Below are 12,527 nucleotides of genomic sequence, written 5' to 3' on the forward strand. Positions count from 1 at the left end.
CGCGGTGACGCGAGCGGAACCGGGGGCGGTCACTGCGGGCCGGCGGGTGCGGCTGACGCCCGCCGCGCGGTGACGCGAGCGGAACCGGGGGCGGTCACTGCGGGCCGGGCGGGGCCACTTTGATGATGGAGGGTTCGCCGGCGCCGACGATTTCGGCGAGGCGGGCGGCGTCGGTTGAGCCGGGCGCGGCGGTGAGCATCAGGGCGGCCAGGTCGTCGCCGGGAATGGCGAGGAGGCTGCCGACCAGGGTGACGGCGCCGGCGTCCGGGTGGACGAAGGCGGCGGCGCTTTCGTAGGCCGCGACCGGGCGGGGCGTACGCCAGAGGGCGTCGAACAGCGGGCTGCCGGTGCGCAGCTCGTCGATCAGGGCGGCCAGGGACGTGTCGGCGGGGTAGCGCAGCAGGGCGTTCCTGAGCTGGGTGACGAGGATGGCCTGGTGGTCGGTGGCGTCGGACGCGGACTGCTGGAAGCTGTTGAACGGGTCGCAGAAGGTGCGCCAGGCGATGTTCCACTCCCACGGGTCGCCGGTGAGGGTCCAGTGGCCCAGGGACAGGAACGCGCTGTTGACGGCGACCAGGTTCATGGCGGCGTCGGAGACGAACATGGGGGTGTCCGTGAAGCGTTCCAGCAGGCGCATGGCGCCCGGGCCGATCTCGGTGGGGACCTGGCCGTCGGCGGCGGCGTATCCGGCCAGGGCGGACAGGCGCTCGTAGTCGGCGCGGCCGATCCTCAGGGCGCGGGCGATGGCGTTGACCACTCCGGCCGACGGGTGGCTGCGGCCCTGCTCCAGGCGGCGGACGTAGTCGGCGGACATGCCGGCGAGCTCGCCGAGCTCCTCGCGCCGCAGTCCTTGCGTCCGCCGGCGGCCGGCCGGCAGCCCGACCACCTCGGGGGCTGTGCTCTCCCGCAACTGGCGCACGGCGGCGCCGAACTCGAGACGTTCCACGACCCCCAGTCTGCCCGGGCCGTCAATGGGCGATCTTGGCGAGGCGGGGTCCGGCCGCGGCGACCTGGTCCCGGCCGGCCTCCTTGGCGGCGTAGAGGGCGTGGTCGGCCGCGTGGACCAGGGCGTCGATGCCGGAGCACGGCTTGGGGATGCCGGCCACGCCGACCGAGACCGTGACCCGGTGCAGGCTGTCGTCGCCGACGGTGATCGGGGCGGCGGCGATGCCGCGGCGGACGCGTTCGCCGACCATGGCGGTCTCGTCGAGGGCGGCGCCGGGGAGGACCACGGCGAACTCCTCGCCCCCGTAGCGGGCCACGATGTCGCCCGGGCGGACCAGTCCGCGGAGACGGGCGGCGACCTCGATGAGGACCTGGTCGCCGCCGTGGTGGCCGTGGGCGTCGTTGACCGCCTTGAAGTGGTCGACGTCGAGGAGCAGCAGGCCGACCGGGCGGCCGGAGCGCTGGTGCCGCGCGTACTCGGTGCGCAGGGTCTCGTTGAGGTAGCGCCGGGTGTGCAGCCCGGTGAGGCTGTCGGTGATGGCCGCGGCGCGCTGGGCCTTGACCAGGCCGGCCATGCGGGCCAGGACCAGCAGGAACAGGACGTCGCAGATGATCGTGGCCACGACGACCGGGGTGTCGTTGCCGCGCAGGTGCTGCACCAGCACGGTGGTGGGCGCGAGCAGGGCGGAGAGGGCGAGCACGACGAGGCGGGCCGGGGTGGCGTCCGGCGTGGCGGCGGGTGCGGGCGCGATCATCGTACGGAAGGAAGGGTGCAGCAGCCCGGCGGCGAACGCAAGGCCCGCCGTCATCCACACCGCGTCGAGGTAGTTGGCGACCCGGTAGGTGCCGTCGAGGCTCTGCACGCTGTACGTGGTGTCGGCGTAGAGGACCCCGCCGAGGTAGACGCCGAAGAGCCGCAGCGCCACGGTCCGGCGGCCCGCCCCGAGCAGCAGCCGTGCGCCGGTGGCGATGAGCATGAGGTCGCCCACCGGATAGGCGACCGACACGAGCGTGGGCAGGTCGCGGGCGCCCACCTGCAGGGTCGGCTCGATGACCAGGGCGTAGACCAGGTAGCCGGTGCCGACGGCCACGGTGGCCGCGTCCACGGCGCTGGCGAGGTTCCAGCCGGGGGTGCGGCGGCGGACGATGCCGAGCAGGCCGGCGGCGAGCAGCGGGTACGCGGCCAGGTAGCCCACGTCCGCGACGCTCGGATACGCGACGTCGCCCGACGAGAGCGCCAGGAAGTAGAACGTGACGTCGGCGGCGACGGAGGCGAGAGCGCTGGCCGCGACGAGCAGGAGCGGAGTACGTACCGTGGGATGGGTCCTGGCCGTGAGCGCGGCCGTCGCGGCCAGGGTGAGGTTGACGGCGGCGTAGACGGCGGTCTGGGCCACCGCGTAGCCGGGGCCGAGGGTCACGAGCCAGTAGTAGAGCGCGATCGCCAGGGGCGCTGCGCCCAGGCACAGCTGCCAGGCAGGGGCTCTTCTCACATCGGTCAGCGTGGGCCAAGCCGGTGCGGGACCGTGGTCCCGCACCGGTGCCGGAACGTTGCGCTTCTCAGGAGTGCGGGCACGTGTCGCGGTACTCCTGGATCGCCGAGCCCGACGGCGCCGGGCACAGGAACTGGTCGTAACGGGTGTCGTTGTCGATGAAGCGCTTGAGCCAGGAGAGGCTGTACTTCGCCACGGTGACGTTGGTGGACGTCGGCGCCGAGTGCGAGGCGTTGTTCAGCTCCAGGTACGCCTTGTCCGAGGTCGCGGGCAGGCTGGTGTAGAACGGCTCCGAGTGCGAGGCGACCGGCGCGACCGTGTCGTTCTCCGCGCCGATGATGAGCGTCGGGACGCGGTCGGTGGTCCAGCTCTTGGTCGTGTGGTACGGCGTGAGCGGCACCGCCGCCTGCAGGGCCGGCCGGGTCCGCGACGCCGCGAGGCTGCCCCCGCCGCCCATGGAGTGACCCATGACACCGAGGCGCGTGGCGTCGATCCGGGTCCGGACCGAGCTGCTGCCCGTGAGGTAGTCGAGCGCCGCGAGCAGCTGGGTGCCCCGGCTGTCCGGGGAGTCGAGCGTGCTGAGCGTGTCGATGGTGATGACGACGAAGCCCTGCGACGCCAGCCGCGGGCCCAGCCACGCCACGGCGGACTGGGAGGCGGTGAAGCCGGGTGAGATGGCGACTGCTCCGAACGTACCCTCGGCTGTGCTCGTGGGGTAGTAGATCGTGCCGCCGCCGAAGCCGGAGACGGCCGAGCGCGCGACGGTGACGGTGGCGGTGGCGAAGGAGCCCCGGGCGGCTTCGATGCTGGCGGTGGTCGGGGCGGGACCACGCTCGTACGGGTTGGCGGCCTGCGCGGCCACGGGACCGGCGGCGACCGTGGCCGTGAGGGTGGCGGCGACGATCGCGGCGGCGCGCAGAGAGCGGAGTGAGGACATGCGGACCGGGCCTTTCATCGAGGTGTGTCAATACCATGACGCGCCCGTGACGTTTTCGGTAATCCCGCCCGGTCCGGTTACCCGGCGGTATGGCAGCGCTGTCACGATGCATTCCTTCAGCCCCGCGACCGCGCCGCCGATGGCAGGGCGTGGCACGGATGCGGCTCTCGGGGGATCAGGTGGCGGCACTGGCCGTCCGCGGCGGCGGCGTGCTGCTCGGCGGCTTCGTCGTCTTCGCCCTGGGCGGCTGGGGCAGCGAGCGCCTGCGCACCCTGGTCGTCGACGGCGCGTACGTGCCGATGTCCGTCCTCATCCTGCTGCTGGCCCTGCGGGTCGTGGTCCGCGGCGGTCTCGAGCCGGCCGCCCGCCGGGCCTGGACGATCCTCACCGCGGCGTTCCTGTGCCGGGTCGTCGCCCACGTCTCCTGGTTCGTCGAGGACGGCGTGCTGGGCGACCCGCCGTTCCCCTCGGTGGCCGACTACTTCTTCCTGCTGTTCGTCCCGCTCATGCTGGCCGGCTTGCTGCTGCTGCCCGCCGTCCGGCGCAGCCGGGCCGAGCGCGTGAAGCTGGCCCTCGACTCCTTCATCGTGCTCGTCGGCGCCGCCGTCGTCCTCTGGTACCTGGCGCTCGGCCCCATCCTCGTCAGCCACGGCGCCGGCGTGGCCGAGGTGCTCTACACGGCCGCGCTGCCCGCCGGTGACCTGCTGCTCGTGCTCGCCCTCGCCATGCTGCTGCTGCGGCGCGTCACGACCGCCGACCCCACGGTCCGGCTGCTGGCCGGGGCGGTGGCGCTCTTCGTGGTGGGCGACGTCGCGTACGGCTATGTGCAGCTGCACACCGGCTTCGCCGCCGGCATGTGGATCGACCCGGTCTGGCTCACCGGCGACTACCTGCTCGCGCTCGCCGCCCACCGCCGCTTCCGCACCCGCGGCCCGGTCGCCGCGCCCGCCGGGCGGACGGGTGTCAACTGGCTGCCGTACGGGGCCATCGCCCTCGCCTACGGCACGCTCGGCTGGCTCGCGCGCGGGCAGGGGATCTACCCCCTCGGCGGCATGATCCTCGGCGCCGTCCTGCTGACCGCCCTCGTCGTCGCCCGCCAGATGTACGCCCTGCGCGAGAACCAGATCCTCGCCGTCTCCGACCCCCTGACCGGCCTCGCCAACCGCACCCTGGTCAACCGCCGGCTCGCCGAGGTGACCGCCCAGCCGCCGCGCGACGGCCGGTGCACCGCGGTGCTGCTCATCGACCTCGACCGCTTCAAGCCCATCAACGACATGTACGGCCACGAGGCCGGCGACGCCGTGCTGAACGCCGTGGCCGTGGCGCTGCGGGCGGTCATCCGGGCGGGCGACACCGCGGGCCGCCTCGGGGGCGACGAGTTCGCCGTCGTGCTGACGCAGCTGCCCGGCCCTTCCGCCGCCGAGCGCATCGCCCAGCGGCTGGTGGACGCGTTGCGTACCCCGGTGATCCTGGGTGATCGGGTCCTGGCCGTCGAAGCGAGCATCGGCGTCGCCCTGCACTCGCCCGGCGACCCGGCCGGCGACGGCGACGAGCTGCTGCGCCGCGCCGACACCGCGATGTACACGGCGAAGCGCTCCGGCCGCGGCCGCTACCAGGTCTATACGCCCGAGCTCGACAGCCGCGCCCGCGACGCCGCGCTCCGCCGCGCGGTCGAGGCCGGCGAACTGGTCCTGCACTATCAGCCGATCGTCGACCTCGCCACCGGCCATGTCATCGCCGTCGAGGCCCTCGTGCGCTGGAACCACCCCGTCCGCGGCCTGCTCATGCCCGGCGCCTTCGTCGACCTGGCCGAGGAGACCGGCGCCGTCGTGCCCATGGGCGAGTGGGTCCTGCGCGAGGCCTGCGGCCAGGTCGCCGCCTGGCACGCCGGCGTGCCGGGCGCCGAGCACCTCAAGGTGAGCGTCAATCTCTCGCCTCAGCAGGTGGTACGGGCCGACCTGGTCGACGTGATCAGCGGCATCCTCGGCGAGACCGGCCTCTCCCCGGCCCACCTGGTCCTGGAGATCACCGAGGGCGGCGTCCTCGAACCCGACGACCTGACCGTGGCCCGCCTCGAAGCCCTGCGCGACCTCGGCATCCGCATCGCCGTTGACGACTTCGGCACCGGCTACTCGGCCCTGAGCTACCTCCGCCGCCTCCCCGTCGACACGCTGAAGATCGACCGCTCCTTCGTCACCGGCATCGAACGCGACCCCGACGCCCGCTCGGTGGCCGAGGCCGTGGTCCGCCTGGGCATGGCCTTCCACATGGCCGTCGTCGCCGAGGGCATCGAGACGGCCGAGCAGGCCCGCGAGCTGGCCGACATGGGCTGCGGCCTCGGCCAGGGCTACCACTTCCACCGCCCCCTGGTCGCCGACGCCGTGCCCGCCGCCCTCGCCACGCCGTCGTCCGTTCGAGGCACCGGCTGATCGCCCGCGTCCGGACGCCGCTCAGCCCTTGACGGCGCCGGAGGTCATGCCGGACACGATGCGGCGGTTGAAGAAGAGGAACATGATCAGGGGCGGGATGGTGATGAGGAGGATGTTCATGAAGAGGAGGTTGTACTCGGCGGTGTACTGCCCGGCGAAGTTGTACAGCGTCAGCTGCACCGTCGGGTCGCCCGGCAGGAAGTAGAGCGGGTTCACGAAGTCGTTGAACACGGTCACCGACTGGACCACGACGGCCGTGATGATGACCGAGCGCAGCAGCGGGAAGATCACCCGGAAGAACAGGCGCAGCGGCCCGGCGCCGTCGATGACCGCGGCCTCGTCGAGCTCGCGCGGGATCGTGGCGATGAAGGCGCGGAAGAGCAGCACGCAGAAGGACAGGCCGAAGGCGATCTCCACGAGGATCAGCCCCGGCATCGTGCCGAACAGGCCCACCCCTTTCAAGACCCAGATCGTCGGTACGACAGCCGGCGGCACGATGAGTCCGGCCAGCACCAGGAAATTGATCAGCCCGTGGAGCCGCCCCGGCCGGCGTTGCAGCACGAAGGCCACCATCGCCGCCAGCACCACCATGCCCGCGACGGCGGTGACGGTCAGGATCGTGCTGTTGATGTAGGCGATGATGAGCATGTAGTCGCGGGCCTCGACCACGTCCACGAAGTTCGGCACGAAGCGGAACTGCGCCGGCCACGAGAAGTCGAGCAGCGCGGCCTGGGCCCGGTCCTTGCCCGCCATGAGCAGGATGAAGGCGAAGGGCACCAGGAAGACGACCGCCGACACCAGGATCGCCGCGATGCTGAGCGGCCAGTTGCGACGGCTCACAGCTCGACCTCCTTGCGGTTCAGGAAGCGTGACAGCGGCAGCACGATGGCCGTGACCACCGCGAAGAGCACCACGTTGCCCGCCGTGGACAGACCCGCGAAGCCCGCCTGGTACTGCTTGTAGATCACCGAGGCGACCACGTCGGAGGTGAAGCCCGGGCCGCCCCGGGTCATCGCCCAGATCAGGTCGAAGGAGCGCAGACCGCCGATCAGCGACAGGATGATCACGGTGACCGTGGCCGGGCGGGCCAGGGGCAGGATCACGCTCCGGAAGACCGACCACGCGCTCGCCCCGTCGACCCGGGCGGCCTCGAGGTACTCCTGCGGGATGGACACGATGCCCGCGATGTAGATGAGCGTCGCGAGCCCCACGCCCTTCCAGACGTCGACCATGGCGACCGACAGCAACGCGTACGAGGGATTCGTCAGCCAGCCGGGACCGTCGACGCCCGCCGCGCCCAGCACCTGGTTGACCAGGCCGCGCTCGGGATTGAGCAGCACGGTGAAGGTCAGCCCGACGCCGATCGTGCTGACCAGCACCGGGAAGAACACCACCGAGCGCAGCCAGCCCCGCGCCACGATCCGGCTGGTCAGCAGCACCGCCAGCGCCAGCCCGAGCACCACCTTGGCGCCCGAGGTCACCACGCCGTAGATCAGCGTATTGGTGAAGCCCCTGACCAGCGCCGGCTCGCGGAAGAACGCGACGAAATTGTCGAGGCCGATGAAGTGCGACTCGAAGATCGTCCACCGCGTCAGGCTGAAATAGAACGACGCGAACGTCGGCACGACGAACAGGACGCCGTAGACCACCCCCGCCGGCAGATAGAACCATTGCGGGTACGGCGACCGCCTCACCATCCGTCCAGCCCGAGCTGCTGCGCCTGCTTCTTGACGTCCTCGTCGTAGAGTTTCGCGCCCGCCTCGGGAGTGCGGATGCCCGAGCCGACCTCGACGCAGATCTGCTCCAGAGCCGGGCCCTTCACCGGCGAGAGGAATTCGAGGGCGAGGCTCGAAGCGCCCGGCTTGTCGATGTAGGTCTGCATGTCCTTGACCGCCTGCGGCACGTCGGCCGGAAGCGTGCACCCCTTGACCGCGTACGGACCCGTGGGCGGATAGGCCTGGGACTGCGAATCGCATCCCGCCGCGCTGCCGATGAACGCCAGGAACTTCTTGGCGGCATCCAACTTGGCGCCCTCCGTGCTCGCAGGCAGATAGACGCCCGCGGGAGCCCACACCGTCAGACCGTTCTTCGCCGCGTCGTCGCCCGGAATCGCGAACAGGCCGATGTCCTTCGCCTTGTCCGCGAAGTTCGCGGTGAGCTGAGCAATGGAGCCGGACAGGATCGGATACTGCGCGCCCGTCCCCTCGGCGAGCATCCGGATGCCGTCGTCGAGCTTGGCCGAGGCGAAGTCCTTGTTCTGGTAACCGGCGTCGTGCACCTGCCGCAGCCGCTGGAAGCCCTTGACCGCCGCCGGCGAGGTCGCATACTTCGTCTGATTCCTGGTGTACGCGTCCGCGAAGCCCGGCTCCGCCGCTGACACGTTGTGGAAGTCGCCGAGCACGAACAACTGCGACGTCCACGTCTCTTGATAGGTCTGGATGACCGGGGCGACGCCGGCCGCCTTGAGCTTGGCGTTGTTCGCCATGAAATCGGCCCAGGTCGCCGGCACCGAGACGCCGGCCTTCGCGAACGCCGCCTTGTTGTAGAGAATGGCGCCCGCGTTGTATCCACCGAACGGAACCCCGTACACCTTGCCGTTCGAGGTGACCGACGTGCTGAAGTTCTCGTCGAAGGCGCCCGGGTCGTCCACCGGCACGAGGTTCTTGTCCGGGGCGAGCGCCTGCAGCAGCGATCCGGAGTTGTACTGGAAGACGTCCGTCATGTCGCCCGTGGACAGGCGCGTCTTGACGATGTTGTCGCCCTCGGTGCCCTGGGGGCGCACCTCGACCTTGACGGTGATGCCGGGATTGGCGGCGGTGAAATCCTTGGCCAGCCCCTCGGCGATCTTCGAGTTCGTCTCCGAGTTGTCGACGAGGAACGACAGCGTGACGCCGTCACCGTCGTCCTCGCTGGATCCCAGCGAGCCGGCACTGCATCCGGACAACGCGAGAACGGTCAGGGCGGCGACGATGATGTGCGGTCTCATGGGGATCTCCTTCTCAATTGCCGGGGAGCAGGTCGGCCAGGCGGTGCCGCAGGGCCTCGGCGCCGGGGACGAAACCGCCGGCGGTGAGGGCGTGGGCCAGGTCGGACGCGGGGGCGTCGAGACAGCGGGCGAGGCGGGCGGCTGTTCCGGGCTCGTCAGCGGCGGCCCCGGCGGCGACCGCGGCGACCACCACGGCCCGCCAGACCGGCTCGGCGTCGAGGACGTCCCGGACGGTCGCGCCGCCGGGCAGCTCTCCGGGCTCGCGCACGGGGTCGTCCGCCTCGAAGGTGTGCAGGCCATGCGCCACGGTGACCGGCTCGCCGCCGGGCACGTGCACGGTCGCTGTGGATCCCACGGGTACGCGGACCCGCAGCTCGAAGCGGCCGGCCCGGCGCTGCCACGCGACTTCGGCCTCGCCGTACGGGGTCAGGTGCCGGGCGCGGGCCCGGGTCAGACCGGGCGCGGGCTCCGGGCGTACGCGGAAAGTGCGATAGCCGGGAGAAGCCGGCGCCAGACCCGCGACCGTGCGGTGCAACCAGTCGGCCACCGCCCCGAGCGCGTAGTGGTTGAACGATGTCATCTCGCCCGGGTTGATGCTGCCGTCGGGCAGCATGCTGTCCCACCGCTCCCACACCGTGGTCGCGCCCATCGTGACGGGATAGAGCCAGGAGGGACATCCGGTCTGGAGCAGCAGCCTGTACGCCACCCCGGCGTGCCCGGATCCCGTCAACGCGTCCGCGATCAGGGGCGTCCCGACGAAGCCGGTCGCGATCCGGAACCCGCTGCTCCGCACCAGATCGGCCAGCCGGCGCGCGGCCCGGTCCCGTTGCTCCACCGTGGGCAGCAGGTCCCAGGCCAGCGCGAGGGCGTACCCGGTGGGCGCGTCGCCGAGCACCCGGCCGTGCGCGGTGACGTACTCGGCGGCGAAGGCGGCGCGGGCCCGGGCGGCCAGGGCTGCATACCGATCGGCCGCCGCCGGATCCCCGAGGAGCCGGGCGGCCGCCGCGACCAGGTCGGCCGAGCGGACCAGATGCGCCGTGGCCACCACGTCGGGATCCGTCGCCGCCCGGAACGGATTGTCCGGCGGCGCCGTGGGATCCAGCCAGTCGCCGAACTGGAACCCGCCGGCCCACTCGCCGTCCGGCCCGGCGAGCCCGGCGATGCGGTCGGCCCACGCGCGCATGGACGGGAACTGACGCGCGAGCAGGCCGAGATCGCCGGTGCGCTCGTGCACGACCGAGGGCACCACCGTGGCGGCGTCGCCCCACGCGGCGGCCGCCGGCCCCGGCTGCCGGAGCACATCGGGCACCACGAATGGCACCGAGCCGTCCTGCTGCTGGTCGGCGGCGAGGTCGGCCAGCCACGAGGTGAGAAAGCCGGCGCTGTCGAAGAGGAAGCTCGCCGCCGGAGCGAACACCTGGATGTCCCCGGTCCAGCCGAGCCGCTCGTCCCGCTGCGGGCAGTCCGTCGGCACGTCGACGAAGTTCCCGCGCATGGACTGCACGACGTTCTCGTGGAAGCGGCCGAGCAACTCGTGATCCGTCTCGAACCATCCGGTCCGCCGCAGATCCGACCCGACGACCACCGCCTCGACATCGCCGGGCGCCACCTCGCCCGCCCCGGTGATCTCGGCGTAGCGGAAGCCGTGGAAGGTGAAGCACGGCTCGAGCACCTGCTCGTCCGGCCCGCCCAGGACGTAGGTGTCGGTGTTCCTGGCGGTACGCAGGGGGCGCACACCGAGCTCGCCGTCCTCCAGCACCTCGGCGTGCCGGACGACGACCTCACTCCCGGCGGCGCGGCCCCGCACCCGCAGCCGGACCCACCCGACCACGTTCTGCCCGAAGTCGACAATGGCCCTCCCGCCGCCGCCGTCCCCGATCACGGCACGAACCTCCGGCGGGGCGTCGCCTCCCGTCCGCCCCTCCGGATCGACGGCATTGACCGCGGAGCCGCCCCCCGAGGATCCGACCGTGGCGATGTCGCTCGCGGAGCGGTCCCGGGTGGATACGTTGGCGGCGCGCACCGTGGCGACGTCGCTCGCGGATCGGTCCCCGGTGGATGCGCTGGCGGCGCGCACCGTGGTGGTGTCGCTCGCGGGGCTGACCGTGGCGGATGCGTTGGCGGCGCGCACCGTAATTATGTCGATCGCGGGACGGACCTCGGTGACGCGGACCGGCGGCCCGTCCGGCGCGACGAGACGGTCGAGGCTCGCGTCGCTGTCGTCCAGCACGTCGACCCCGCCGGGGAAGACGGCCGGAACAGCGGGGCGGCGCAGATCGGTGCGCTGCCCGTCGTAGAGGTCGTCGGCGTCGATGTTGCTCTCGCCCGAGCGCCAGCTGCCGTCGGTGGCCAGCCGGTGCCTCTGCCCGTCGGCGGTGACCACGTCGAGCTGCGCGAGCAACGCCAGCCGGTCGCCGTAGAGCGCCCGCCCGCCCGCGAACCCGAGCCGCCCCCGGAACCAGCCGTTGCCGAGCACGACATCGACGGTGTTGGCGCCCGGCCCGAGGAGCTCGGTGACGTCATGAGTGTGGAAGCGGAGCCGGTGCCCGTAGGAGGTCCAGCCCGGGCTCAACTCATGGTCGCCCACGCGACGGCCATTGATCGCGGCCCGGTAGAGCCCGTGCGCGGTGATGTGCAGGCGCGCGCTGCGAACCGGGCCGGGCAAGGTCAGCTCCCCGCGCAGCACCGGCGCCGGACCCTGCGGCGGCTGCGAACTCGGGTCCTGCGGTGGCTGCGGATTCGGGCTCTGCGACTGCTGCGAACTCGGTTCCTGCGGTGGCTGCGAACTCGGGCCCTGTGGCTGCGGGCTGATGAAGCGGGCGTGCCAACTCGGGGCGGCCTCGGCGTGGGCGGCGGCGCTCCACTCGGTCCAGGCGTCGTCGCGGACTCGGACCCGCACGTCGACCCGTTCGCCCGGGCTCAGCGGCTCGTCCGGCCACGGCACCAGCACCTGCTCGGCCCCGGCGACCTCGAAGGTGCGCGCGGGGCCGTCGCCACGGACGATCTGGATCTCGTAGGCGCGCTGGGTCCAGCCGGGGTCCGCCTCCGGCACCACCCAGGACAGGCGCGGTGCGGGCGTGGCGAGCGCGAGCACCGGACCGGCGAGGTGCTCGAAGCGGGGGGCAATCGGGGCACGGGCGGACGGCATGGGACCTCCGGGCGTGAATCGTTTCATCGCACAAAGCGGCCGCCGCCCGTCCGTGTCGTGCTGGTTAAGACGGTGTTGCAGCCGCAGGTCCATCGTCCGTCCGGCACCCGTGCTCGGATAGCCCGTGCTGCTCCTGGACTAGCACGATATTGACCTCCCTGAGCCCGCCCCCACTGAGCGCGACCACCCCGCGCCCGCCCCGCCCCAACGCGACCACCCCGCGCCCGCCCCGATTTAGAGAGACCGCCTGGAGTTCAGCCAAGCGCAGCGCGACCGCCCGGTGCCCAAACCGTCCCGCGCCCACCCCAACCAGCGGGACCGCCCCGAGCCCAGCCCGGCCCGCCCGGCGCGACCGTCTCGAGCCCACCCCGACCCAGCGGGCCGGGCGCTTGGCGGACCTGGTCGCGCCCGGCGCCCGCGCCGGAGCGAGACCCCGGTCCGACGCGGCAGAGTTCCCACTGCGGCCCGGCCGGGCCGGGATGAGCCGCGAATGACGGGCGGATAAATCGGGCGCGGGCCCCGCCGGACCTCCGTAGCATCGCGGGCGGCGCCGGGCGACGCCGGGCGGGCAGAGACGGTGCGGGGCCGTGCG

The 12,527-nt window shown here is 72.4% G+C and carries 8 protein-coding genes; 1 reads left to right on the forward strand and 7 read right to left on the reverse strand.

Annotation, left to right across the window (positions count from 1 at the left end):
* Positions 1-94 precede the first annotated feature (94 nt).
* The 3 genes from RAN62_RS40780 to RAN62_RS40790 all read right to left on the reverse strand — a co-directional run bounded on the left by RAN62_RS40780 (position 95) and on the right by RAN62_RS40790 (position 3,372).
* Positions 95-946, reverse strand: coding sequence for a helix-turn-helix domain-containing protein (locus RAN62_RS40780; protein ID WP_305790266.1), 852 nt, complete (start codon positions 944-946; stop codon positions 95-97).
* A 22-nt stretch (positions 947-968) separates the two neighbouring features.
* Complete coding sequence (locus RAN62_RS40785) at positions 969-2,435, reverse strand: GGDEF domain-containing protein (RefSeq protein ID WP_305790267.1); 1,467 nt, start codon at positions 2,433-2,435, stop codon at positions 969-971.
* A gap of 67 nt (positions 2,436-2,502) precedes the next feature.
* Positions 2,503-3,372 (reverse strand): poly(ethylene terephthalate) hydrolase family protein, encoded by an 870-nt coding sequence (locus RAN62_RS40790; protein WP_305790268.1) that lies wholly within the window; start codon positions 3,370-3,372, stop codon positions 2,503-2,505.
* Between the two features lie 158 nt (positions 3,373-3,530).
* On the opposite strand from RAN62_RS40790, the gene RAN62_RS40795 reads away from it, so the two are divergent.
* Positions 3,531-5,801, forward strand: a complete 2,271-nt coding sequence (locus tag RAN62_RS40795) for a putative bifunctional diguanylate cyclase/phosphodiesterase (protein ID WP_305790269.1) — start codon at positions 3,531-3,533, stop codon at positions 5,799-5,801.
* Between the two features lie 21 nt (positions 5,802-5,822).
* On the opposite strand, the gene RAN62_RS40800 is transcribed toward RAN62_RS40795, so the two are convergent.
* From RAN62_RS40800 to RAN62_RS40815, 4 genes are read right to left on the reverse strand one after another with little or no spacing between them, the layout of a single operon-like run.
* Positions 5,823-6,641 (reverse strand): carbohydrate ABC transporter permease, encoded by an 819-nt coding sequence (locus RAN62_RS40800; protein WP_305790270.1) that lies wholly within the window; start codon positions 6,639-6,641, stop codon positions 5,823-5,825.
* The gene (locus tag RAN62_RS40805; RefSeq protein ID WP_305790271.1) at positions 6,638-7,498 is read right to left on the reverse strand and encodes a carbohydrate ABC transporter permease; all 861 of its coding nucleotides are present in this window, start codon (positions 7,496-7,498) and stop codon (positions 6,638-6,640) included. Before RAN62_RS40805 ends, RAN62_RS40800 begins: the two co-directional genes overlap by 4 nt.
* A complete protein-coding gene (locus RAN62_RS40810; RefSeq protein WP_305790272.1) occupies positions 7,492-8,787 on the reverse strand; it encodes an ABC transporter substrate-binding protein in 1,296 nt (431 codons plus the stop codon). Before RAN62_RS40810 ends, RAN62_RS40805 begins: the two co-directional genes overlap by 7 nt.
* A gap of 13 nt (positions 8,788-8,800) precedes the next feature.
* Complete coding sequence (locus RAN62_RS40815) at positions 8,801-11,935, reverse strand: family 78 glycoside hydrolase catalytic domain (RefSeq protein WP_305790273.1); 3,135 nt, start codon at positions 11,933-11,935, stop codon at positions 8,801-8,803.
* Positions 11,936-12,527: the final 592 nt, after the last annotated feature.

Source organism: Symbioplanes lichenis (genome assembly GCF_030709675.1).
Lineage (GTDB): Bacteria > Actinomycetota > Actinomycetes > Mycobacteriales > Micromonosporaceae > Actinoplanes > Actinoplanes lichenis.

What these genes read in the sequence shown, in the direction of transcription:
- RAN62_RS40790 (WP_305790268.1), bottom strand. Translation starts at nt 3,372, where the DNA reads ATGTCCTCACTCCGCTCTCTGCGCGCCGCCGCGATCGTCGCCGCCACC.
- RAN62_RS40795 (WP_305790269.1), top strand. Translation starts at nt 3,531, where the DNA reads ATGCGGCTCTCGGGGGATCAGGTGGCGGCACTGGCCGTCCGCGGCGGC.
- RAN62_RS40805 (WP_305790271.1), bottom strand. Translation starts at nt 7,498, where the DNA reads ATGGTGAGGCGGTCGCCGTACCCGCAATGGTTCTATCTGCCGGCGGGG.
- RAN62_RS40810 (WP_305790272.1), bottom strand. Translation starts at nt 8,787, where the DNA reads ATGAGACCGCACATCATCGTCGCCGCCCTGACCGTTCTCGCGTTGTCC.
- RAN62_RS40815 (WP_305790273.1), bottom strand. Translation starts at nt 11,935, where the DNA reads ATGCCGTCCGCCCGTGCCCCGATTGCCCCCCGCTTCGAGCACCTCGCC.